Source organism: Streptomyces sp. NPDC089919 (genome assembly GCF_040684615.1).
Classification (GTDB): Bacteria; Actinomycetota; Actinomycetes; order Streptomycetales; family Streptomycetaceae; genus Streptomyces.
In genome coordinates this window covers 1-21,659 of sequence record NZ_JBFBGK010000022.1, presented here as the reverse complement: position 1 = coordinate 21,659, position 21,659 = coordinate 1, and the positions used below count along the sequence as shown (strand labels likewise).

Sequence of the window (21,659 nt, the reverse complement as noted above, 5' to 3'; positions counted from 1 at the left end):
CCGAACCCTTATGGGCGACTGCGACCGAGCCCGTCGGGAGCCGGCGAAAGACGAACGGGCCGACGAGGCGGCTGCGCGCAGCGGAGGCGGATCACAGGCAGATGACGTGTGTGAGCCGGTCTCCGGTTTGGCAGGAGTGCGGTCGGGTGATCGAATCCGGTGGTTGCCGGAACGGGGCGGGCCCGGCGGGGTGCCGGTTCTTCCGCGGAACTCCGCATCCCCTACCGCCGTCCGCATGCCGACGCCGACTGTTCTGGAGCTTCGTTGTACACGCCCCCTGCTGTGCCGTCCCAGCGTGTCGCCGGTCTGCTGTCCGAGGCGCGTGATCGTACGGACGCAGTGGTCTCCGCCCTCTTGGAGCGGGTGGAGGCGGGCCCGGCCCGGGTCCTGGCCTACCAGTGGGGTCTGCGGGACGCCGCCGGCCGCCCCGTGCCCGCCGGCGGAGGCGGAAGGGGCAAGGCGGTCCGGGCCGCGCTGGTGTTCGCGGCCGCCCGGGCCACGGGGCGCCCCTGCTCCGACCCCCTGGTGCCCGCCGCGGCCACCGCCGTCGAGATGCTGCACACGCTCTCCCTGCTCCACGACGACGTGATGGACGGGGACGAACTGCGGCGCGGGCGGCCGGCGGCGTGGCGGGTCTTCGGGGCGGAAGCTGTCGAGAACGCCGTGCGTCACTTGACCCCGCACGCCGTCGGCCTGCTCTTCGACGCGGCAGCCGGCCCGGACCCGGATCCGGCCCCGACGCTCCTGCCGCGGGACCCGGAGGTGTTGCGCGGCCCCGCACGCGCGGCGGGCCTACTGGGCGCGGCGCTCGTACGGCTGGTCCAGGGCCAGGCCCTCGACCTCGCTCTGGAGCAGGAGGCACGCCCCGGCGTCGCCGCGACCTTGCGCGTGCACGCCGACAAGACGGGTTCGCTCTTCTCGTGTGCCTGCGAGTTGGGGGCCAGCCCGGCCGCGGCCGCGCGACTGGCGGCCTTCGGGGAACACCTCGGCGTCGCCTTCCAGATCGTCGACGACGTACTCGGCATATGGGGGGACCCCCTGGTGACGGGGAAGCCCGCCGGCTCCGACCTGGCGGCCCGCAAGAAGTCCTACCCGATCGCTGTCGCCCTGGCCCCGTCGACCGCATCGGACAGCGCCGCCGACGACGCACGCCGGAGGCTGGCCCACCTCTACGCCCGCACCGAGCCCTGGACGGCGGCGGAGACCGACGAGGCACGCGGACTCCTCGACCACACCGGCGCCCGCGCCGTGGCAGAGGCGGCCGCGCGTCGCCACGAACAGGAGGCCCTTGAAGCCCTGGCCCAGATCTGCCCGCCGCACGAGGAGGCGGGGCAGGACCTCCGGGCCCTGGCCGCGTTCGTCACAGGCCGCCCGTACTGATCACCCGACGGGCGGCCCACTCACTCCCATGGGGCGGGCTGGTCGAAGGCGTTGGGCAGGCCGGCCGCGTACAGCTCGTCGTCCAGGCGGTGCAGACGGGCGAGTTCGGCGGGCGGCTGCCAGCCACATATCACGCAGGCCGGTGCGGTGGAGCCGGCGGTCGCGAGGAGGGCGTTGACGGCGGCTTTGGCGCTCTGGTCCGCGGCTTCCATGGTGGCGAGGTTGAGGTCCACGTCCACGTGGTCGCCGGCCTGGAACAGGTTCGGGACCTTCCCGGCGGGTTTGGGCCGCCACCGGCGCGAGCCCGCCGTGCTGATCAGCAGCGGTTCGGTGTTGTGCGCGAGCCCGCCAGGTCCGGTGGGCCAGCGGATGGCGGGGTCGGTGAAGCAGGAGTGCACCAGCTCGGGGGAGAGCAGCTCGCGGCCGTCGCGGCGCAGTGAGCCGGCCAGTTGGTGCCAGACCTCGCGGATCACCTCCTGCCGGGTGCAGGCCCGGGCGGGCTTGCCGGTGAGGGGTCCGGGGACGTCCCAGGCCGACACGTCGACCGACAGGCAGTCGTGGACGGTGCCGTCGCCGTAGCGGGCCGGTATGTCGATGCCGGACCAGAACTGCGCCTGGGCGACGGACGTCAGCGCCCAGGGCGAGTCCACGTGGATCACATGGCCGTGGACGAGCGGTGTGGGTTCGCGCAGGAAGAACTGGATGCCGGTCATCCAGTCCGTCTCCAGGCGGTCGATGTCCGCCAGGCCCTCGTCGAGCTCGCACACCTCCGGCCCGAGGGTGCGCACGGCGGCCTCGGCGGGGACCGCGCAGACGAACCAGTCCGCCTCCAGCTCGCGCACGGCACCGGACGGCGTGCGCACGATGGCGGCCCGTACCGCTCCCCGGGCCGTCCGCAGGCCCTGGACCCGGTGGCCGACGAGGAAGCGGACGCCGAGCGCGACCAGATGTGCGGCCCACGGCCCGATCCAGGCCTCCGTGGTCGGCGCGTCGAGAACCCGGTCGGCCTCGGCGTGGCCGGCTCCGCCGAGCAGCCCGGACCAGAACTCCACCTGGGTACGGCCGATGGAGGCGACGCTCGCCACCTCGGCCTTCGCGGCGACCAGGGTGCGGGTGGGGCCGATCACGCAGAGCCGCCGGTACTCCTCGGAGGCGGTGGCACCTGCTGCGAAGTCCCACCACGAGGTGTTCTCGAACTCGCCGTCGCGGCGGGCGGCTCCGCTCGTGGCCCAGACCAGCAGCCGGTTCGTGAAGTGTGCGCTCTCCTGCGCGGAGAGCCCGGGCGTGCGGGCCAGCAGGTGGCCGGCCGCCCGCAGCGTGGCCTCGACGCTCCTCGCCCCGGGTCCCCCGGAGATGTCGACGACCACCCCCTCGCGCTGCCGGTCCCGCGCGTACAGCACCTGCGTGGTCGCCACCAGCCGGTCGGCGACCCAGCCGCCGCCGGAGGGAATGCGTGCCATCGTCTCGGTCACGTTCCGGTAGAACCCCGGGAAGAACCGGAACCCGTGCTCACCCGGCAGATCCCGACGCCCCTCCGTGCCCGTCCCGGGAACCGGAATGCTGCGCGCCTTGCCGCCCAGCGCCCGGGCCTCGACCACGGTCACCGCGAACCCCCGCTCGGCCAGCTCCATCGCCGCGGTCAGCCCGGCCGGCCCGCCCCCGATGACCACCACCCGGCGTCCGGCCCGCCCGCCCCGGCCGTGCCGTCGCACACCAGCCCCGGCAACGCCCGCCGTTGCCCCGCTCCCGGCTGTCCCCATGCCTCTGCCCTCCACGTGCGCCCGGTCTCGGCCCGGCGTACCCGAACCCATCGGACAAGATCAGCACACGGCTGTCGTGGACCACAGCCGGGCCCGGGCCGCCTCGGCGCGCGTGCGGCAGGCGAGCGGACGGAGCCACGTTTGGGGTGGCTCCATCCGGGCAGCCTCGACGAGCCCTGCGCGCGGCTGTCCCCGGAAATGCTTGACGTGTATATGTCAGGAATGTGATCGTCCGTCCTGTTGATCTTGGCGGCGTCCGCCGTCCTGGGGAGGGCAGGCGACATGTCCGACGATCTGGCGCACCATCGTTCGACCCCCGCCTCGGCACGGCGAAACTGCCCGCCCGGCGAGGAAGAGGGAGCCGAGGCGAAAGCCCGGATCGAGGCTGCCCTGACGTCCTTCCTGGACGCCAAGGAGCGCGCGGGCGCGGCCGGCAGCGCGGTCCCGGAACAACTAGCTTCAGTGCTGAGCGAGCTCATCGGAGCCGGAGGGAAGCGGGTCCGTCCGCTGCTGTGCGTGCTCGGCTGGCGGGCCGCCGGCGGTACCGGCCTGACCCCGGCCGTGGTGGGGGTGGCCGCGGCGCTGGAGATGTTCCACGCGGTCGCGTTGATCCACGATGACCTCATGGACGGTGCGGCGACCCGCCGCGGCCGCCCGGCCGTCCACCGGCAACTGGCCGAAGGACTCGGTGCCGGCCTGCCCCGGGACCGGGCCGAACGGCTGGGGGAGAGCGCCGCGATCCTGGCCGGCGACCTCGCCCTGACCTGGTCGGACGAACTGCTGCACACGACCCTCGCCCCCGACCGCCTCGCCGCCGTCCTGCCCCTGTTCAGCGCGATGCGCGCGGAGGCCGTGTACGGCCAGTACCTCGACGTCACCGCCGCGGGCCGCCACGAGGGCGGTGTGCCGCTGGCGCTGCGCATCGCGCGGTACAAGACCGCGACCTACACCGTGGAGCGCCCGCTGCACATCGGCGCGACGCTCGCCGGCGCACCCGCCGCACTGCTCGACGGCCTCAGTGCCTACGCCGTGCCGACGGGCGAGGCGTTCCAGCTGCGTGATGACCTCCTGGGCGCCTTCGGCGACCCGGACCGGACCGGCAAGTCGGCCTGGGAGGACCTGCGGGACGGCAAACACACCCTGCTCGTCGCGCTCGCCCGCGAGCGCGCCACCCCCGCGCAGGCACACACCCTGGAAACCCTGCTGGGCGCGCCCGCGCTCGATCAGGACGGCGTCCGCCGGCTGCGTCGGGTACTCGTCGACAGCGGCGCCCGCGCCGAGGTCGAGCGCAGGATCGCCGAACGCCGCACCCAGGCCCTCGACGCACTCCACGCGCTGGCCCTGCCCGATCCCGTCGCCGCGCAACTGGCCCGTCTCACGCACCGGGCCACCGCCCGCCGCCACTGACACCGCCACTCCCCACAGCTGCCCGATCCACCGTGAGAGGCCGATCCAGTGAGCACCCCGCACGCCGGCATCCGGGGCCGCCGTGTCAACGTCCTTGAGGCCATGGCGGGTCTCGCCCGGCGTGCTCGGGCAGTCGACTTGCACCTGTATTGCTGGTGGTCCATCTGAACGGGTCCGGCTGTCCGGGCTGGCTCAGGCGCGGCTGGGGCGGTTCTCCTTCGCGAGAAGTTCGCGCCGCTGGCGGGTGCGGTAGGAATCGCCGGTGAGGGTAAGAACCTCGGGGTGGTGAACCAGGCGGTCGATCATCGCGGCGGCCACGACGTCATCGGAGACGGTCTCTCCCCACCGCCGCGTCAGATCGCCTCGGCCATCGGGGAAGCACTCGGCATACTCCTGCCCGACGTCCAGATCCCGATCGACGCGATTCGGGCCTTGAGCGAAGACTTCGCCTACGCCAACGAGTGGCTCAACGGACACGGCTGCCGCGTGGACATCCCCGCCACCCGGGAGATCCACCCCGGCACGATGGACTTCCGCACGTGGCTGGAGCGCACCGGCGCGTCCCAGATGGCCGCGTTCCTCGACTCCGCGGACACCACCGGGCAGCAGGGATCAGCGCCCGCGTTCATGGCCTCGGGCGCGTCGGAGTCTGGGCGGCGGGCGTGACGCCGGTTCTTTCCGGGGGCCCCGCGGCGTGCGGGTGCCCCCGGGAACGCTTCGTCAGGACCCCGTCACCGCGTCATGGAGCACCCCGGCCAACGCGTCGGGCGCCGACAGCATCGGCCAGTGCCCGGTGGCCAGGTCGAACCGCCGCCACGGCGGCTCGCCGAGGAAGGCCACCATCGGCTCGCCGCCGTCCAGCAGTTGCCGGAAGTCGCGGCAGGCGATCACGACCCGGTCCGCGCCCGGATCCGGCTCCACCGGCCCGGACAGGGCCTGGGTGTACGTGCCGAACGGCTGCGGGGTGGCACGCTCGCGCAGCACCCCGAGCAGGCCCGCGTCGAGCCCGTCGAGGCTGGCGTCGGCACCCAGCACCTCGAACGGCGGCAGCGGCAGCCCCCAGCCGTCGCCCTCTGCGGCGACCTGCTGCGCCAGCTGCTCCGCCGCCGCCGGCGGCATCAGGTCGAGCATGCGCATGCCCGCGGGCAACGGCGCGCTGTCCACGTACACCACGCGCTCCAGCCGGTCCCCGAGCCGCGCCGCGGCCCCCGTCACGGGCAGTGCCGCGTAACTGTGGGCGACCAGGGTGACCGCGCGCAGGTCGTGCTTCTCCACCACGGCGACGATGTCCGCGATGTGCGTCTCCAGGTCCGTGCCGGGCCCGCCCTCCGCCGCCCGCTCGGCCAGTCCGGTCAGCGTGACCGGGAACGTTCCGTGGCCGCGCTCCCGCAGCGCCCGGGCGGTGTCCTCCCAGGCCCACGCCCCGAGCCAGGCACCGGGAACGAGTACGAAGTCGGTCATGTCAATCTCCCTCGATCGAGCTGCTGACCAGAGCGTAGAGTCGATACAGGACAGAATCCGCCCTGAATTGCGGAAGGATCGATGGCGCATCCCCTGACCCGCGTGCTGACCCTGCTCGAACTCCTGCAGTCGCACGCCGGACTCACCGGGCCGGAGCTGGCCGAGCGCCTGGGCACCGACGTCCGTACGGTCCGCCGGTACGTCGCCCACCTCCGGGACCTCGGCATCCCGGTACGGGCCGAGCGCGGCCGGCACGGCGGCTACCGGCTGGCCCGCGGCTACCGCATGCCGCCCCTGGTCCTCACCAACGACGAAGCCCTCGCCGTGGTCCTCGGCCTGCTCGCCGCCGAACGCCTCGGCATGGGGACGACCGCCCTGGCCGGCGCGGGCGCCCGGGCCAAGATCGAGAGGGTGCTGCCGGACGCCCTGCGCCCGCCGCTCGCCGCCATGCGCGAGTCCCTGTCCTTCACCGCGCACCCGGTGAGCCCGCACGCCCCCGAGACCGAGGTCCTGCTGGCCCTGGCACAGGCCTCCCGCAGCCTGTCGACGGTCGGACTCACCTACCGCTCGGGCCGCCAGGAGGTCACCGAGCGGGACCTCGACCCGTACGGAGTCGTCTTCCACACCGGCCGCTGGTACGTGGTCGGCCACGACCACCTCCGCGACGAGCTGCGCTCCCTGCGCATCGACCGCATCGCGTCGGTGGCGCCCCGCACACGGACCTTCGCCGTCCCCGACGGCTTCGACCCCGCCGCCCACCTGGCCGCCACCCTCGCCGGGGGCTCGTACCGCTGGGAGGTCGCCGTCACCGTCCACGGCCCCGCCGATCAGATCGCCCGCAGACTGGCCGGCGCCGCCCTCACCCTCACCGCGGGGGCCGACGGCGTCCTGCTCCGCGCCCGCGCCGAGCGCCTCGACGGCATGGCCCGCCTCCTCGCCTCCCTGGAATGGCCCTTCACCATCGACCGCCCCGAGGAACTCCGCCCCGCCCTCAAGTCCGTGGCCGCCGAACTCGCCAGGGCGGCCGACCGCCGTGCGGACGATCCGCCGCCCGGGACCGGGTGACGGCCACGCCCGGCGCGGCCGGCCGGACCGACGGCAACCGCCCTACCGGGCGTCGAGCCGGTGCGGGTCACCGGGTACGGGCCCGGGGGAGAGCCGGGTGAAGAACTCGGTACCGATGACCTCCGCCCGCTCGGCTTCCGGCAGCCGGGCCAGCAGCCCCGGCAAGGGTCTCGGGCGGGCGACCTCGCTGCGGTGGGCCAGGATCGCGGCCCACTTCACCGCGGCCCACGGCGTGACGTCGACGGTCGTGGTGACGTAGGCGTCCGGCGCCGCCAGGACCGTCTTGCCGACGCCCCGCAGCAGCGGCCCGAGCACGCGCACGCCCGATTCCGGGTGCGTGGCCGCGTACACCGCGGCCGGCAGCCAGGGCTCACCGGCTTCCGGGTACAGGTGCGCCAGGCCGGCGGCCGCGGCGCCGAGGGCGGTGATCTGGTGGGTGCGCCGGTGGTCCGGGTGGCCGGTCAACTGCCCGAGGGCGTCATGGCCGACCACGATGTCGGGCCGGAGCTCGCGGATGTGCGCGACCAGCCGCCCGACGGCCTCGTCCAGCGGCGCGTCGACCAGGCGGGCCGTACCGCTGGGCGCCGAGGCCGGGTTGCGGGCGTCCGCGTAGCCGAGCAGCCGCGGGGCGCCGGCACCCAAGGCGGCCAGAGCGTCCGCCAGTTCGGGGATGCGGTGGGTGCCGGCGGCCCAGGTGGCGGTGACCACCGCGGTACGGGCGCCCGCGGCGGCGTGCTGCGCAAGGACCCCGCCGGCCAGCAGGGCTTCGTCGTCGGGGTGTGCGAAGACACCCAAGAGGGACGGTACGTCCGGTCGTGTCACTGGACGTCCCACCGGGTGGGGAACGGGCCGGTCGGCGCCCGGCGCGGGGCCGGGGCGGCGGTCACCACCCCAGCTCCGAGTACGCACGTCCCTCGGCGATGCCGCCGATGGCCAGCCGGGTGTAGCGCACGAGCCGGTCCGGCAGCTCCTGCGGAGCCCACCACCGCCAGGCCAGGCACTTGTCGGGCTCCCGCACCTCGGGTGCGCCCTCCCAGCGTCGCACCCGGAACACCAGCTGCAGCAAGGGCAGTTCACCCGGCCCCTCCACGACGTGGACCACGTGCACCAGTTCCACGTCAGCGGGGTCGACGACCAGACCGGCCTCCTCCCACGCCTCGCGCACCAGACACGCGGTCGCGGACTCCTGCTCGCACCGGCCGGCCAGGTAGTGCCAGGTGTTCCCGGCGTACCGGGACGAGGGGTGCCGCAGCCCCAGGAGCACGCGCCCCTGCTCGTCCTCGAGATGGAGGTGGACGCCGACGCCGTTCAACACGGCCCCGCCCCAGCCGTCGGTGTCCGGTTCTTCGGACGTCATGGAGTGCCCCCTCGTGGCCGTACTGGTGGTGTCGCCGTACTCAACGACGGGGCGGCGATTTCGAACACCTGCGCTTTCGGACGCGTCGCGCACGCTGCGGTTGAGCGGATCCCGAAGATGCCCGCTGCACGGACCCTTGCCCCGCAAGGGCCCCGTCCGAAGGCGGAGTGGCCGAAACACCGAGGCTCGGGCGCCCCGCGCGTTTGAGGTACCGCCGCCAGGTGAGGCCCGTGTCGGCGGCGCTCCCCGGACGGCGGGACACCCACGCGATCGAATGTCCCTGCGCGGGCTCGAGCACGATCCGCGACCGTATCGCCGGCGCCTGAGCGGTCGAACGGCGAGGCACCCCCTCAAGCACAGCCCGCTGGGCACCAGTCACCGATGACGGCGCAGTCTTCGGACCCGGACGACTCGTACCGAGCCAGGGACGATTCCGGGACCCAGGTCACCGGGAGGCGTCCCCGCTGGTGGGAGCGGCGCGGGCCGGTCGTACGCTGCCCGGGGGCCTTGGCGGGCCGCCGCAGGGCAGGGCAGGGACCGGTACGGGGGGATCGTGTGGAGCTGCGTCAGTTGCGGTGTTTCGTTGCCGTCGCGGAAGAATTGCACTTCGGTCGGGCAGCCGACCGGTTGATGCTCGGGCAGCCGGCGGTGAGTCAGCAGGTGCGCCGGCTGGAGCGGGAGTTGACGGTGGAGCTGTTCGACCGCTCGCCGCGGTACGTCCGGCTCACGGCGGCCGGTGAACGGTTCCTGCCGGCCGCCCGGGAGGTGCTGGCCGCCGAGCGGGCCGCGGCGGAGCTGGCTGCCGCTCTCGCCGCTCCCGGCGCCCGGGCGTTCGGGCTCGGTACCATCACCGGGCTCGGCGAACGGCTCGACCGGATCCTCGACGCCTACCAACGGCACGCGCCCGAGGTCCGCGTGGAACTGCACTCGGCCCCGGTGCAGGAGCGGCTCGCCAGGCTCGTGGACGGCCGCCTCGACGCGGCCTTCGTCCGCGGCGAGATCCCCGCAGGTACCGGCGAGGTCCGCTTCCTGCCGCTGCCGGCCGACGAGCTGGTGGTCGCCCTGCCCGCCCGCCACCCCCTCGCGCAGCACGCCGAGCTCGATCTGGCGGACCTGGCCGAACTGCCGCTGAGGCTCACCGAGCGCCGCAACCATCCGGCGCTGGTCGACCTGGTGCTCACCGCCTGCCACCGGGCCGGCTTCGAGCCCGTCCCCGGCCCGGCGTCCTGCACCTTGCAGGACACGCTCGCCGCGATCGGCACCGGTACCCCGATGTGGACGGTGGTCTACGCGGCCAACGCCCGCCTGACCAGCCATCCGCGGATCGCCTTCCGGCCGCTGCGCGACCAGGTGCTGGCACTGCCGCTGGCGCTCGGGGTACGCCGCACCGTGCCGCACCCCGAGCTGCTGCTCGCGGCCTGCCGGGAGCGGGCCGCGCACGATCACGAATCGTGATCGCTGCCAGAGCGAAACGCGTCTGGTTCGCCTCCGGACTCTGCGGTGGACTGTTCTCACAGCGCAGGCCGGACATCAGGAGCCGGATGGCGCATCCCCTTTGAGGAGCAGAAGATGCCGATCGTCACCGTCCAGCAGGGCCCCCGCAGCATCGAGCTCAAGCGCGAGCTGGTCGCACGCATCACCGACGCCTTCGTGGACACCCTGCAGCTGCCCGCCGAGACCGTCCAGGTCTGGATCCACGAGGTCCCCGCCGACAGCTGGTCCGCCGCAGGCAAGCTCACCGCCGACCGCTAGCGTCCGCGCGGCCGCTTCGCTCCGGTGAGGTGCGGACGGCGTGCGGGGCCGGCTTGCAAGGTCAACCTGACCTGTCGCGCGGGTGAGGCGAGAGGGACGCGACGGCCGCCCCGCACCCGGACGCGGCAACCTATGCCCGGCGCCACTTGCCCCGCCGGTCGAACCCCGGTGCGCACCCCGCCGACGGGCCCCACCGCCGCGAGGCAACCGTCATCGCAGGGGGCCGGACGGGCTTCGAGCGACCACTCACGCCAACACCCGTAGTGCGGGAAGGTGGACCCGACCATCACGAGGTTCGGGGTAGGGGAGCGGACCGCGCAGCGTCTCGTTGTTGCGGCCCGACGCTGCAGGGCACCTGATCGTCTGATGATGGGGAGCCGGCCAACGATGCCCCATCCCGGGGAACGCCCGGGGCGCCGTGCACCGGCCGCGGCGCCGCTCTCAGGAGACGAGTGCGAGCTCGGTGCGGGCGCGGTGGAGGAACCCGGCGACGGGCTTCTCGCGGCGCCAGGGGGCGATAGTGGTGGTGATGTCGGCGACGTAGTCGCGGGCGCGGGCCGAGGCGACACGACCGAGGATGTCGATGGCCCGGTGCCCGGCGGCAAGGCCCTGGTCGAGGTCGCCCTGCTGGAGATGTGTGGTGGCCAGCACGGTCAGGCGCAGGCCGACCGAGCGGGCGAAGCTGTCCGGGTTCATGGCGTCGGCCTGCGCGTTCCACCTCCAGGCGGCGGCTGGGTTGCGCAGGTCGCGGTGGATCTCGACGGCGTCCGAGGCGAGGCGGGTGTGGGTGAAGTACCGGATCCATGGCGGCTCGTCAGCGTCACGGTCCGCCGCTTCGAGGCACCGCTCGGAGGCGGCGAGTGCGGCGGACGCGGCCCGTGCGTCGTTCGCCTTGGCGTGGGCTCGGGCCTCGATCAGCTTCGCGAAACCCAGGACCCGGTGGCCGGCCCGCCCGTGGGCGCGGTCGTGGGCGCCCTGCACCATGTCGATGGCCTCCTGGTGGTAGCCGCGCAATAGGGCCTGGAGGGCCATGTTCGCCAAGACGTGGCAGCCGATGTCCACCGCGCCGCCGGCCTTGGCCATCCGCAGGGCCTGGATGAAGTGCCGCTGCGCGACGTCGTGGTGACCGGTGTCGACCGCGCTCCACCCCGCGACCCGGGCGAGTTCAGCGGTGACCGCGAACAGGCCGCGGCCGACCTCGTCGGTGTAGGAGCCGTGCAGGAGAGGGACGGCCCGCCGGGTGAGGCAGTTGGTGACCGAGGAGGCCCGCCAGGTCCCACCGCCGTACCTCGAGTCCCACCGCTGCGCTTCGTCGGCGGCCTGCCACAGCTCCGACAGGTCCTCCCGCCCGTCCCGCCCGCTGCCGTGGTGTGCGGCGCCCGGGTCGACGGGAACGCCGAGCCAGCGGGTGACAGGGATCGCGTACGCGCCGACGGCGAAGGCCTTGTTCAGGAAGGCGCGGCGGTCCAGGTGTTCCACGGTGCTCCAGAAACTCACGGCGTGCCGAACGGCTTCGGCGGTGTCCCGAGGGAAATCCAACCCGAGTTCCGCCGTGTTCTCGCGCACCGTCTTCATGCCGATCTCGGCGACGTCGACCGGCCGGCCGAGCCGTTCGCCCAGCGCACGCGCGATGAACTCGGGCACGTGGAGCCCGGCCTGCCCGGCCAGCTCGTTGACCCGGCGGGCCAGCGCGTGATGGCTCATGCCGCTGGAGGCCAGCAGGCGCTCGAGAGCGAGGTTGGGCGGCTTGGCCCGGCGCGGGGTCGGAGCCATCACGGGCACCTCCTTCACGAAGACCCGATCACGGCGGAACGTGCCCGTATCCGGAGCAGCAGGGTAGGCCCGCAGCACACCCGTCGTCGCCGGTTTGTGAGTTGCGAGCCCCCCTTGTGAGCCTGCCCAGTCCTAGGACAGCGGCGGTTTCCTGGAGCCATCCCACCGGCCACCGACACAGGAGCCGCCATGAGCCCCACCCTGCTCACCCCCGCCCCGGGATCCGAGACCGTCGCCGACGAACTCACCCCCGCCTACTACCTGCGCCACGACCCGCTCGGCGTGTACATCACCGGCCTGCTGGCACGTTGCACCACCGTCTTCGACATCAAGCCCACCCTGACCGCCGACCTCACCCACCCTGACCGCCGACCTCACCCACCCGGACCGGCACGGCCTGACCGGGGGCGGCGTCATCGCGGACGGCGCGCACGTCATCGGCACGGTCATCGTCCAGCCCGGCGCCCGCATCAAAGCGGGCCTCAGGGCGCGGACCTGACGGGCGCCGATCTCACGGGTGCGGAGGTGACGGGCGCGAACCTCAAGGGTGTGCGCGGCCTCCCGGCCTCCCCGCGCTGACGGTCCCGGACGGGACCCACGGGTGCGGCCCCGCACGGCCCGGAGTGTGAGTAGGGCCCCGGGAACGGGCTTTGGCGTGCTTCCTGGGCTGTGCCGGTCCTCTCGATACATCGAGCTACCGCCCCGCCGGCCCGGCCCGACGCGGTCTCCGGCGGGTTCGTTTCGGAGACGGTGATCGTCCATCGCGCGCGGATGCTGCCCTGCACCGGGAGCTCGCCGTCGTGGCTTCCTCGGGCGTGGCCATCTCGATGAAGCCGAAGCCCCTGCTCCGTCCGCTGTGGAAGTCGCGGATGACCTTGACGAACGACACCCGCCCGCACGATGCGAACGCGATGGCTGCTCCGGCCCCGCAGCACGCGGTGACCTTCGTCCAGGATGCCAGCGCGGACGGCATCGGTCTCAGTGGTGACACCAAGGCGGAGAACACCACGGTCGGCGGCACCGCCACCTCCGCCAACGAACACGGGCGTCGGCAACTGCAATGGCCAGTGCACGATCACCTCCGGCATCGCCGCGATCACCCACTCGAATTCCGCGCGGCTCACTCAAAGCAGGAGCGGAGGGTGGCGAGTACGGCCGTTGCCGACGGCCGGCCGCCCGGCCCCGCTGGGATCGGCCACCTTCCCGGCGCCAGTTCACCTTTTGGATCAGATGATCATCTATCGGCTCTCTGGTGGCTCGCGTGGTCTTGAAACGCTGATCACAGGTGCCTTCACCCGTCACCCGGCCTCCCACCGTCGGCTTCGGCAGAGAAGGCAGAACCAACCAGGAGACTCGATGCCCACCCGCTTCCCAGTCGCTCGCATTGTTGGCACGGCAGCCGCAGCCGTCGCGGTGGCTCTCACCGCGACCACCGCTGCCGCAGATTCCCCTCTGCCAGAGCCAATCCCCCACACCCGGGCTTCGTGTAACGCCTGGAAACTCAACGGGGGCGGTGCCGCCAAGTGCCTGGGGCTCGGCCTCGTGGGCAACTTCCGGGTCAAGGTCACCTGTCGGAAGAACATGGTGAATTACGTCCGTCTCGGGCCCTGGGTCGGTAACGGAAAGATCTCCTCCGCCACCTGCTCGCCGCTCGTCGGTACCACCGTCTCGTCCGTCGGTACCGAAGTGAACAACGGCTCCTGAACGCGGTTCATGTGCGCGGCAGACATGGCCAGGCGGGTGATGAGGACGTGGGTGGTGGTGCGTACGTCGTCGCTGGCGCCCGTGCCGTCGGCTTCGGCGTCCTGTACGGCCACGGCGAGTACGGTTTGGCGGTGGATGAGGACCGGCAGGCGTTCGGGCTGGGCTTCGGCGTCGGGTTCTTCCGCGACGATGCCGGTGACAGTGCTGCTGGAGCAGTTGGACGGGGAGGCCGACAAGCTCACGACGTCGTCGCCGGTCGCGGCGTCCGGGCGGCGCTGGAGGTGCTGGCCGGCCGGCTCGGGCACTGGGCGGCCCGCGGTGCCCGGAGCGACGCGCCCACGGAGCAGACCGCCGAGGCGCTGGGGTTGAGTGCGGCGGTGGCGCTGGAGGTGCTGGCCCGGTCAGCGATGGTCGTTGAGCCAGTCGCCCGGGATCAGGTCACGAACGCGGTCAAGGTCTTCTGTCGTCCGGCCGCGGGCCAGGATGGCCGCGCCGTCGTCATCGCGCAGAAGGGCGTCGTGACCCAGGAACCACCGGGTCTCCTCGCCGATGGGGTATGCCGGGAACGGCAGTCGGGCGGAGTTCGTCTCCAGGAGCTCGAGGCTGTCGTCATCCGGGTCGAGGAAGTCGCAGAGGTCTGCACCGGCCTGCAGGGACTCGGACAAGATGATCTCAACGAAGCAAAGGGAAAGACGCTCCAGCCAGCTCTCCCACCGCTCGGCGCTCTTGCAGGCAAGATCAGGTCGGATGAGCACCGAAGGATCGTCATCCTGGAGGCTGTCGAGGAGGATGCCCCAGGATTCGGCCCCCTGGTTCTCGTGACGGAAGACCAGCGCCTCCTTGGCTTCATCGACATACAGCTCTGCAGGGCCGAGCAGCACATCGTGGTTGCTGGTGAGATCCTGCCGACGTCCGAACAGCAGATACGCCTCGCGCAACGCCGCCGGCAGCCGGACGCCCAGCCTCTCCTCGGCAGCGTCGAGATCGGCTTCCGTCCATCCGTCACCGTTTTCCAGGGCGGCACCGACCCAGTGGGCGGTGAAGCCCTGGATGAAGCTCCATGCACCACTACGGCCCTGGACGCCGCTTGCGAGCGACGCGGCAAGATCGAACTCATGTGTCATGCCAGGACGATATCCGTACGGCTCACCAGCCCACTTCGCGCCCTGACACGGCGACCAGGTGTCCCTGACATCCGGCGGTGGCGAGGCCTTCCAGTGGTGTCGGTGCGAGGGTTCGCGCGTGGTGTGCAGTGGCGTTCTCGGCGCTGAATCCGGCCTCCCGCAGGGGTGAACTCCGTCTCGGGTCCGGCCGGGCTGCAATGCGGCGGCGCTGGTCCTGGACCCCTGCTACCGCGCGTGTCCGCTGAGCGCCGAGTGCTCCCGGCAGGTGGCGGGGCGCCTGGCCGCCGTTGGCTCCGGCCACCGGTGGGAGGGCGTCCGGTTCGCGTCGGCGGGTGGAGCCCCGACGCCATGGAGGTGACCTTGGTGCGCCCGGAGGTGAGCGCGGATCGTGCCGTGGGCACGGGCGGGGTCTTCCGCCACTCGGTCAGGTTCCTGCGGATCCGTCAGAACATGGCGGCCCCCGACGTCGCCTGTTTCGGGCCGGAACCACCCCTTGCCAGGTGGTCCACATCGCCCCGGACCGGTGTCACATCGCTTGTCACATCCGCGTGTGACAACGGCGCCTGTCACACCCTCTGAACTGTGCGAATACCCCAGAGCGTCATGCCTTTCGCGCGTGTCACACGCGGGCGTGACACGGCCTGCGATCGCCGCACAGGCCCGGCTGGGGCCGGCACGAGGAGTGCAGGTCTGGGCGAGTGGATGTTCCATGGGTGGGCCGGCGGGCGCACGGGACGCAGCCTGGCGATCCGGTCCGGGGGCCGGTGCCGGACCGGGTCTACGTCGAGCTGACCGGTGGTCCCCTCTACGGCCTGCTGTCCCGTCCCTGCTCCCGACTCGCCGTCGACGGGCGCCGGCCCGAGCGTCGGCAACGGCTGCACGACACGCTTCTGGGCTTCATGGGGAATCGCGAGCATTTCCCCTCCTGTCCCGGCCCGGTGCCGTACCGGCCTGCGTGGCGGGCGGACCCCCGGCCGCGGCCGGGGGTGGGGTGCCTGCCGCCCGGCCCGCCGCCCCGGACCTGTACGCGGGCGCCCGTACCTTCCCCTGGCGGCGCGCTCGCCCCGCAGCGCTCGCGCGGCTCGGTGTCGACCGGGCGGCGAACAGCCGGTTGGTGTCCCTGGTCAAGGACGTCGTCGACTCCGAGTAGGAGAGTGGCTGGCTGGTGGCCACCCGCGCCTGGCCGCTGCGGGCGGTCCGTATGGACGACTTGGCCCGCGGCCCCGAAGGCGAACGCGGCCTGCGCACCCGATTGGAGACCTGCCTGGCCCGGAACACCACCTGGCGGCACGGCTCTTGCGCCGAACGCGTCGGCCGCCGGGTCGGCGCCACCCTTCGCTCGCTGACCGGGCCGCCCGGCGCACCGGTCCCCGACGGTCTGCGGGGAAGTCGGCTATCTCCCCGAGGCCGCCCGCCTCAGCGAGGAGGCCCTGGCCGTCGTGGACCCGGCGGTACACGACAGCGCCCTGCCCGCCGAGGCCTATTGCGGCCTCGACCGTCCACGCCCTGCAGAGCGACCACGGCGGCGCGTTCGCGCACATCCCGCCCCCGTCCTGGCGGCCGCGTATGGTCGCCGGGGGGACCGCGAGTCTATGGTCCGTGTCTGCGGTTCTGCGCGGGGGTACTCCGCTCCGGTCGTGGTCAGGCCGCCCTGCCTGCCCACCACTGGCCTCGGGCGCGAGAACGCGGGCCCGTCCGGCCCCGTATGCCGGGCTACTCCGAGGCCGTCCGCTCCGCCTCCGTAGCGCGGTCCGTCTGGCGCCGGTAGTGGCGGGCGGCCCGGGCGCGGTTGCCGCAGGAGGGTTTGCACCATCCCTGCCGCCCGTGTGACTGGACGAAGTACCGCACGCAGCGCGGGGCCGTGCACGACCGCAGCCGCTCACGGTGCGGACCGGTCAGGAAGTCGATCGCGGCGCGGGCCAGGGCCGCGACGAGCCGGACCTCCGGATCGCTTTCCGCCGACAGCAGCCGGGCTGTGGGGGAGTCGCCCGCGGGCCACTCCAGCTGTGGCACGACGGGTTCGCGTGCGGCGACGGCGTTGAGATGGGCCAGCGCCAGGTCGATGGGCATCAGGTGATGTGCGTCGGCCCGGCTGGGCGGCGCGGGCCTGACCGTCCAGGCGAACAGCGCCCGCACGGCACGCCGCAGCTCGACGATCTCACCCCGGAGCCTCTCGTCGGCCGTGATCGCGCCGACGTCGACCTGCCCCGCCAGGATCTCCGCCTGCGCGCGGATCCAGACATCGGTTCCGTCCGTCGTCGTGAGGTCGTCGGCGACGCCCCCGTCCCCGTCGTGGCGGATCGTGCTCGCCAGTTCCAGTGCGAGCCACCGTTCCATCAGCGTCTCCTGTCCGTCCGTCCTTCGACCCCACTTGATCACACTCTCCGCCACAGTCTAGAGTCCCTAATGGTTAATCCAGAAATACCGTTAGAGTCCGGCCGGCGGGGGAGTCGCCTCGGCCCGGACCTGCGGCGGCTGCCGCAACGGTCACCACTTGGGGAGGGAACGAGATGACGGTGCTGCTCGCGCAGATCAGTGACCTGCACTTGGACGGCAGTGAGCGGGCGACCCGGCGCGCGATGCGGGTCATGGACCACCTGCGGGCCCTGCCCCGCCCGGTCGACGCGCTCCTGGTCACCGGGGACATCGCCGACCACGGTACGGAGGCCGAGTACGAGGAGGCCGCACGGATCCTGGCGGCCCCCTTCCCGGTGCTCCCGTGCCCCGGTAACCACGACGCGCGCCCGGCCTACCTCAAGGCCCTGCTCGGCGAGGCGCCCGACGACCGCCCCGTCAACCGCATCCACGTCATCGCCGGCACGGCCGTCCTGATGTGCGACTCCACCATCCCCGGGCGGGACGAGGGGCGTCTCGACGCCGGGACCCTCGCGTGGATCGACGCCGAACTGAGCGCCCTGCCACGGGACATGCCGGCGCTGATCGCCTTCCACCAGCCCCCGGTGGCACTCCACCACCCGTTGCCCGACGCCTACCGGCTCGACGACCCGGACGGTCTCGCAGCGCTCCTCGACGCACACCCTCAGGTCGCGGCCGTCCTCACCGGACACGCGCACACCGCGGCCGCCTCGAGCTTCGCGGGCCGGCCCCTGATCGTCGGCCCGGCCGTCACCTGGACCCTGCGCATGCCCTGGGAAGGTGATGAGCCCGCCGACCGCGATCAGCCGCCGGGCCTCGCGTTCCACGTCCTGGACGACGACGGTCGCCTGACCACCCACTACCGCGTGGTGCTCTGACCCCGCCCATGATCCAGCCGTACGCCGTACTCGCCTTCGTGACGGCGGTGCTGCCCTTGGTCGCCACCCCCGGCACGAGCCTGGCCCTGCTCATGCGGCACACCACGGAGGCCGGCCGCCGCCGGGCGCTGCCCGTCATCCTCGGTACGGTCTCGGGACTGTACGCGCACGCGACCCTCGCCGCGGCGGGTCTGTCCGCCCTGGTCATGCACTCCGGCCAGGCCTTCACCGCCGTCAAACTCGCCGGCGCCCTCTACCTCATCGCCCTCGGTCTGTGGACCTGGCGTACGGCAACCAGGCCCCCACCCCCGCACCGCCGGCCCCGCCTGAACTCCGTCTACGCCCAAGCCCTGCTGGGCAACGTCCTCAACCCCAAAGCAGCCTCGATCTACCTCACCCTGGCCCCCCAGTTCCTCACCCCCACCCACCCCCTGGCAGCCCAACTCTTCACCCTGGCCACGGCCCACGCCCTGCTGATGACCCTCTGGCTCCTCACCTGGACCCTGCTGATCCGCCGAGCCACACCCCTCCTCCACACACCCCGAGCCAAAGCCACGGCCGCCAGACTCACGGCCACGGCCTTCCTGGCCCTCGGCATCCACGCGGCCACCACCTAGTGCCGCATCAGGCAACGTTCGCCCTGTCGTGACGCGTTGTTGGGTTTGCTGCGCCGGATGGCATCGGACGGCCAGAATGATCGCGTGGCTGAACGTGTGCGGGTCCGGGAGATTGATGACGACGAGGGCAGGCGGTTGCTGCGGATCATCCGCAGAGGTACTGGTTCGGTGGTGACCTGGCGGCGAGCCCAGATGGCGCTGATATCCGCACAGGGCATGTCCGTGGCGAAGATCGCCGAGGCGTCGTTCACCAGCGCGGACCGGGTCCGGGACGTGCTGCACAACTTCAACGCGGACGGCTTCGACTCGCTCTACCCGAAGTACAAGGGCGGCCGCCCGAGGACCTTCACCCTTCCCGAACGCCGGGAGATCAAGAAGATCGCCAAGTCCGGGCCGGCCGAGCACGGCCTGCCGTTTTCGACCTGGAGCCTGGCCAAGCTGGCGGACTTCCTGGTCGCCGAGGGGGTGCTCGACGACATCAGCCACGAGGGCCTGCGCATCCTGCTCCGCGAGGAGGGCGTCTCCTTTCAACGCGTAAGGACCTGGAAGACCTCCCGCGACCCCGACCACGCGGCCAAGAATGCTCGTGTCGAGCATCTCTACGCGATCGCCGACGGCGAAGTCATACCCGAGGAAGGCGAGCCCGAAGTCGTCTTCTGCATGGACGGGTTCGGGCCGCTCAACCTCCAGCCTCACCCCGGCCGGCAATGGGCCGAACTCGGCGGCCGGAACAAGGATCCCGACCGTGAGCCCCGGCCCCACCGTCGCGCGACCTACACCCGCCCACACGGGGTCCGGCATCTGTTCGCCGCCTACGACCTCGCCAAGGACCAGCTCTACGGGCACGTCAAGAAGACCAAGAACGGGTCGAACTTCCTGGAGTGCTGCCGCTACCTGCGCTCGCTGCACCCGATGGACGTGCGCATTGCGATTGTCTGCGACAGCCACTCCCCGCACCTGACGACGAAGCGGTGCCAGCGGGTTGCGACGTGGGCGGCGGCAAACAATGTGGAGATCGCCCACACCCCGACCAACAGCTCCTGGCTCAACCGGATCGAGGCGCCCAGGGCAGCATGATCCGTCGCTACATCATCTGGCGGAACAATCATGCCGCTGACGAACGCCTTCGCCGGGTCGCCGCCAGCGTCAACGTCGCCTGACCGGCGTCTATCCGAACGAGCCCTCGCGGACCGCAAAGCACTGGCAGCCGTCGTGCTCGAACCGCACCCGTCCATCGAATGGCGAGACGGGGTGGGTGCAGACCCCGTAGTCCTGGCCGAGCTGCCCGCTCAGCGCGATCCAGAAGCGGCACCCTCCGCACTGAGCGTCGTACCACTCGTCCGGATAGTCGGGCTGAGCGGTCGAACGATTCAACGACCCATGCCAGCGAGCATGGCACTGATCGTTGTGTTCTCGATCGTCACCCGTCCAAGGCTCGCCAGTCGTCACCCTCGGCCCCTCCTCGCCTGACCGAAACTGTCAGCCCCGATGATTGCCAGGTGATCCTCTCATCGGAAACAGGGCGAACGTTGCCTGATGCGGCACCGCGTGGCACGGCTCCGGGCCGGTCTCACGCGGACCGTGGGCAGGAAGAGCAGCGCCCGCGTGCCCGCGCCCGGGAACGCGCCCGAGGGCCCGTCGTGGACAGCGTGAACGGCCCTGGGAGGATCAACACGTCGGAGGGGTGGCCCCTGCCCAGGGCGGGGCGGGCGATCCGTACTGCCTCGTGGGCTTCAGGTGAGGGCTTCCTCGGTGATCCGGAAGGTCTCTTCGACCGCGGAAGTGTCGTAGGGCGCGAATCCGCAGAACAGTGCCGATTCCCGCCTCGGCGGGCGGTAGTTCAGGAGAAAGCGCCGGACGGCTGAGCTCAGCCCGGGGGACGCCTCCTCGCCGGCAATGAAGAGCGGTGTCGGGAGGTGGTCCCTGCGGGTGAGCACACGCGTCTTCTCGGTATGGGCCGGGTCTTTCAGCCACACGTCTTCCTGGATGAAGGTTGCGTCCGCCGCACCCGTGAGGACCGCCTCCACCTGTCCCTCGTAGGGCGGTGTGATGACGAGTTCACTGAAGAACTCGTCGATGCGGCTGCCCAAGTCATGGACCATCAACAGGGGCGCGAGGAAGCTCGTCGTGCAGAATCGGTGGGCTATGGCCAGCCGTTTGCCGCGGAGGTGACCGGTAGCGGTCACCTCACTGCCCGCAGCGACGATGAGCACGCTCGGGATGCCGGTGGTGCCGTCCGCCGCGTAGACGGCGCTGGCGAGGGGTTCGTACGCGGGGTCGGCGCGCAGGTGGAAATAGTTGAGCACGGGAAGGTACGAGAACGTCGCCATGTGCCGTTCCAGTTGCCGGGTCAGCGGAGCCATGTCGCCGTGGTAACCGACGGGGCGAATGGCATGGTCTTCGAGGAAGGAAGACCACGCCGGGGAATCGACTTCGAGCCTCAGGTTCGCGTCGTACAGGAATGTCGCGGTCATCGATCCTCCCGTGAAGGGCGAGGTCCACCCTCCAGTCTCGCCCAGCGCGAGACTTCTCGCAGGCCACCGGGCGCGGCACCGGAACGGGTGAGGTACGGGCCCCAGGGCGTATCCGCTGGAAACCTCCCAGCAGGCCACAGCAGCCAGGATGGCTTTTCGGTTTCCGGGCCCGCAGGAGTGCGTCCGGGGGTACTGGGCCCGGACCGGCACCACAGAGCCGAGGCCTGGACCCGCCGCGTCGGCACCGGGGCAGGTCAGAGCCACACCCCAGCCGGAGCGCGGCCGGCGCGAGACCGGGGCCCGGGACCCGGGCGCCCGGGGACGGTGCACAGCCGGGGCGGTGCCGGGGGTGGTCACGGCGGGGTGGTGCCGGAGCCGGCTTCACGGGCGGCGTGCCGGCGGACTTCCTCCGACGGCACGACCAGCGGGCCGGCCGGGAGCGGGCCGGCCCGGGGCCGGTAGACGGCGCCCCGGCCGGGCCCGGCCCCGGCTCGGTGTCCCCGCCCGCCCCGAAAGGACCTCCTCGTGATC

The 21,659-nt window shown here is 72.3% G+C and carries 23 protein-coding genes and 1 pseudogene; 12 read left to right on the top strand and 12 right to left on the bottom strand.

From position 1 onward, the window contains the following. Nucleotides 1-282: 282 nt before the first annotated feature. The gene (locus AB0O40_RS12405; RefSeq protein ID WP_365038979.1) at nt 283-1,380 is read left to right on the top strand and encodes a polyprenyl synthetase family protein; all 1,098 of its coding nucleotides are present in this window, start codon (nt 283-285) and stop codon (nt 1,378-1,380) included. 20 nt (nt 1,381-1,400) lie between these two features. Here the strand turns inward: AB0O40_RS12405 and AB0O40_RS12400 are convergent, their stop codons facing one another. Further along, the gene (locus AB0O40_RS12400; protein ID WP_365038976.1) at nt 1,401-3,053 is read right to left on the bottom strand and encodes an FAD-dependent oxidoreductase; all 1,653 of its coding nucleotides are present in this window, start codon (nt 3,051-3,053) and stop codon (nt 1,401-1,403) included. A 369-nt stretch (nt 3,054-3,422) separates the two neighbouring features. Here AB0O40_RS12400 and AB0O40_RS12395 point away from each other — a divergent pair, with 369 nt between their 5' ends. Further along, the gene (locus tag AB0O40_RS12395; RefSeq protein WP_365038973.1) at nt 3,423-4,547 is read left to right on the top strand and encodes a polyprenyl synthetase family protein; all 1,125 of its coding nucleotides are present in this window, start codon (nt 3,423-3,425) and stop codon (nt 4,545-4,547) included. Between the two features lie 192 nt (nt 4,548-4,739). Here the strand turns inward: AB0O40_RS12395 and AB0O40_RS12390 are convergent, their stop codons facing one another. Continuing rightward, on the bottom strand, nt 4,740-4,853 hold the full coding sequence (locus AB0O40_RS12390; RefSeq protein ID WP_365038970.1) for an ATP-binding protein: 114 nt from the start codon (nt 4,851-4,853) through the stop codon (nt 4,740-4,742). On the opposite strand from AB0O40_RS12390, the gene AB0O40_RS12385 reads away from it, so the two are divergent. Beyond that, the gene (locus AB0O40_RS12385) at nt 4,833-5,213 is read left to right on the top strand and encodes a hypothetical protein (protein WP_365038967.1); all 381 of its coding nucleotides are present in this window, start codon (nt 4,833-4,835) and stop codon (nt 5,211-5,213) included. The genes AB0O40_RS12390 and AB0O40_RS12385 overlap by 21 nt on opposite strands. Before the next feature lie 54 nt (nt 5,214-5,267). Here AB0O40_RS12385 and AB0O40_RS12380 read toward each other — a convergent pair whose 3' ends face one another. Beyond that, a complete protein-coding gene (locus AB0O40_RS12380) occupies nt 5,268-6,008 on the bottom strand; it encodes an alpha/beta hydrolase (protein WP_365038964.1) in 741 nt (246 codons plus the stop codon). Between the two features lie 81 nt (nt 6,009-6,089). Here AB0O40_RS12380 and AB0O40_RS12375 point away from each other — a divergent pair, with 81 nt between their 5' ends. Further along, nucleotides 6,090-7,073 (top strand): YafY family protein, encoded by a 984-nt coding sequence (locus tag AB0O40_RS12375; protein ID WP_365038961.1) that lies wholly within the window; start codon nt 6,090-6,092, stop codon nt 7,071-7,073. A gap of 42 nt (nt 7,074-7,115) precedes the next feature. Here AB0O40_RS12375 and AB0O40_RS12370 read toward each other — a convergent pair whose 3' ends face one another. Next, nucleotides 7,116-7,895 (bottom strand): PIG-L deacetylase family protein, encoded by a 780-nt coding sequence (locus tag AB0O40_RS12370; RefSeq protein WP_365038959.1) that lies wholly within the window; start codon nt 7,893-7,895, stop codon nt 7,116-7,118. A gap of 61 nt (nt 7,896-7,956) precedes the next feature. Continuing rightward, nucleotides 7,957-8,430 carry an NUDIX domain-containing protein gene (locus AB0O40_RS12365; RefSeq protein ID WP_365038956.1) on the bottom strand — a complete coding sequence of 158 codons (474 nt, stop codon included), beginning with the start codon at nt 8,428-8,430 and terminating at the stop codon, nt 7,957-7,959. Between the two features lie 555 nt (nt 8,431-8,985). Between AB0O40_RS12365 and AB0O40_RS12360 the strand changes: the two genes are divergently transcribed. Continuing rightward, nucleotides 8,986-9,885 (top strand): LysR substrate-binding domain-containing protein, encoded by a 900-nt coding sequence (locus AB0O40_RS12360; RefSeq protein WP_365038953.1) that lies wholly within the window; start codon nt 8,986-8,988, stop codon nt 9,883-9,885. Between the two features lie 114 nt (nt 9,886-9,999). Continuing rightward, a complete protein-coding gene (gene dmpI / locus AB0O40_RS12355) occupies nt 10,000-10,182 on the top strand; it encodes a 4-oxalocrotonate tautomerase DmpI (protein WP_365038950.1) in 183 nt (60 codons plus the stop codon). Nucleotides 10,183-10,623: 441 nt separating this feature from the next. Here the strand turns inward: dmpI and AB0O40_RS12350 are convergent, their stop codons facing one another. Continuing rightward, nucleotides 10,624-11,955, bottom strand: a complete 1,332-nt coding sequence (locus tag AB0O40_RS12350) for a sporulation protein (protein WP_365038947.1) — start codon at nt 11,953-11,955, stop codon at nt 10,624-10,626. A 189-nt stretch (nt 11,956-12,144) separates the two neighbouring features. Here AB0O40_RS12350 and AB0O40_RS12345 point away from each other — a divergent pair, with 189 nt between their 5' ends. After that, entirely contained in the window at nt 12,145-12,534 is a 390-nt protein-coding gene (locus AB0O40_RS12345) for a pentapeptide repeat-containing protein (RefSeq protein WP_365038945.1), read from the top strand. Nucleotides 12,535-12,649: 115 nt separating this feature from the next. Here the strand turns inward: AB0O40_RS12345 and AB0O40_RS12340 are convergent, their stop codons facing one another. Further along, on the bottom strand, nt 12,650-12,844 hold the full coding sequence (locus AB0O40_RS12340; protein ID WP_365038942.1) for a hypothetical protein: 195 nt from the start codon (nt 12,842-12,844) through the stop codon (nt 12,650-12,652). Here AB0O40_RS12340 and AB0O40_RS12335 point away from each other — a divergent pair. After that, nucleotides 12,756-13,226, top strand: a complete 471-nt coding sequence (locus tag AB0O40_RS12335) for a hypothetical protein (RefSeq protein ID WP_365039144.1) — start codon at nt 12,756-12,758, stop codon at nt 13,224-13,226. The genes AB0O40_RS12340 and AB0O40_RS12335 overlap by 89 nt on opposite strands. A 318-nt stretch (nt 13,227-13,544) precedes the next feature. Here the strand turns inward: AB0O40_RS12335 and AB0O40_RS12330 are convergent, their stop codons facing one another. Then, entirely contained in the window at nt 13,545-13,964 is a 420-nt protein-coding gene (locus tag AB0O40_RS12330; RefSeq protein WP_365038939.1) for a hypothetical protein, read from the bottom strand. A 96-nt stretch (nt 13,965-14,060) separates the two neighbouring features. Further along, nucleotides 14,061-14,783, bottom strand: coding sequence for an SMI1/KNR4 family protein (locus tag AB0O40_RS12325; protein WP_365038936.1), 723 nt, complete (start codon nt 14,781-14,783; stop codon nt 14,061-14,063). Between the two features lie 991 nt (nt 14,784-15,774). Between AB0O40_RS12325 and AB0O40_RS12320 the strand changes: the two genes are divergently transcribed. After that, the gene (locus AB0O40_RS12320) at nt 15,775-15,933 is read left to right on the top strand and encodes a hypothetical protein (RefSeq protein WP_365038933.1); all 159 of its coding nucleotides are present in this window, start codon (nt 15,775-15,777) and stop codon (nt 15,931-15,933) included. A 563-nt stretch (nt 15,934-16,496) separates the two neighbouring features. On the opposite strand, the gene AB0O40_RS12315 is transcribed toward AB0O40_RS12320, so the two are convergent. Beyond that, entirely contained in the window at nt 16,497-17,120 is a 624-nt protein-coding gene (locus AB0O40_RS12315) for an ABATE domain-containing protein (protein ID WP_365038930.1), read from the bottom strand. A gap of 173 nt (nt 17,121-17,293) precedes the next feature. Between AB0O40_RS12315 and AB0O40_RS12310 the strand changes: the two genes are divergently transcribed. The 3 genes and pseudogenes from AB0O40_RS12310 (at nt 17,294) to AB0O40_RS12300 (ending at nt 19,814) form a co-directional block, all read left to right on the top strand. Next, the gene (locus AB0O40_RS12310; protein ID WP_365038927.1) at nt 17,294-18,037 is read left to right on the top strand and encodes a phosphodiesterase; all 744 of its coding nucleotides are present in this window, start codon (nt 17,294-17,296) and stop codon (nt 18,035-18,037) included. Between the two features lie 8 nt (nt 18,038-18,045). Beyond that, a complete protein-coding gene (locus tag AB0O40_RS12305; protein ID WP_365038924.1) occupies nt 18,046-18,654 on the top strand; it encodes a LysE family translocator in 609 nt (202 codons plus the stop codon). An 84-nt stretch (nt 18,655-18,738) separates the two neighbouring features. Then, nucleotides 18,739-19,814: pseudogene (locus tag AB0O40_RS12300) on the top strand (IS630 family transposase). Between the two features lie 7 nt (nt 19,815-19,821). On the opposite strand, the gene AB0O40_RS12295 reads toward AB0O40_RS12300, so the two are convergent. Both AB0O40_RS12295 and AB0O40_RS12290 read right to left on the bottom strand, forming a co-directional pair. Next, nucleotides 19,822-20,103, bottom strand: a complete 282-nt coding sequence (locus AB0O40_RS12295; RefSeq protein WP_365038921.1) for a DUF3027 domain-containing protein — start codon at nt 20,101-20,103, stop codon at nt 19,822-19,824. 284 nt (nt 20,104-20,387) lie between these two features. Continuing rightward, complete coding sequence (locus AB0O40_RS12290) at nt 20,388-21,128, bottom strand: PhnD/SsuA/transferrin family substrate-binding protein (RefSeq protein ID WP_365038918.1); 741 nt, start codon at nt 21,126-21,128, stop codon at nt 20,388-20,390. Nucleotides 21,129-21,659: the final 531 nt, after the last annotated feature.

Coding starts and splice junctions, on each gene's coding strand:
- AB0O40_RS12345 (WP_365038945.1), top strand. CDS start 12,145: ATGAGCCCCACCCTGCTCACCCCCGCCCCGGGATCCGAGACCGTCGCC.
- AB0O40_RS12290 (WP_365038918.1), bottom strand. CDS start 21,128: ATGACCGCGACATTCCTGTACGACGCGAACCTGAGGCTCGAAGTCGAT.
- dmpI (WP_365038950.1), top strand. CDS start 10,000: ATGCCGATCGTCACCGTCCAGCAGGGCCCCCGCAGCATCGAGCTCAAG.
- AB0O40_RS12365 (WP_365038956.1), bottom strand. CDS start 8,430: ATGACGTCCGAAGAACCGGACACCGACGGCTGGGGCGGGGCCGTGTTG.
- AB0O40_RS12315 (WP_365038930.1), bottom strand. CDS start 17,120: ATGGAACGGTGGCTCGCACTGGAACTGGCGAGCACGATCCGCCACGAC.
- AB0O40_RS12305 (WP_365038924.1), top strand. CDS start 18,046: ATGATCCAGCCGTACGCCGTACTCGCCTTCGTGACGGCGGTGCTGCCC.
- AB0O40_RS12350 (WP_365038947.1), bottom strand. CDS start 11,955: ATGGCTCCGACCCCGCGCCGGGCCAAGCCGCCCAACCTCGCTCTCGAG.
- AB0O40_RS12375 (WP_365038961.1), top strand. CDS start 6,090: ATGGCGCATCCCCTGACCCGCGTGCTGACCCTGCTCGAACTCCTGCAG.
- AB0O40_RS12390 (WP_365038970.1), bottom strand. CDS start 4,853: ATGATCGACCGCCTGGTTCACCACCCCGAGGTTCTTACCCTCACCGGC.
- AB0O40_RS12310 (WP_365038927.1), top strand. CDS start 17,294: ATGACGGTGCTGCTCGCGCAGATCAGTGACCTGCACTTGGACGGCAGT.
- AB0O40_RS12395 (WP_365038973.1), top strand. CDS start 3,423: ATGTCCGACGATCTGGCGCACCATCGTTCGACCCCCGCCTCGGCACGG.
- AB0O40_RS12380 (WP_365038964.1), bottom strand. CDS start 6,008: ATGACCGACTTCGTACTCGTTCCCGGTGCCTGGCTCGGGGCGTGGGCC.
- AB0O40_RS12325 (WP_365038936.1), bottom strand. CDS start 14,783: ATGACACATGAGTTCGATCTTGCCGCGTCGCTCGCAAGCGGCGTCCAG.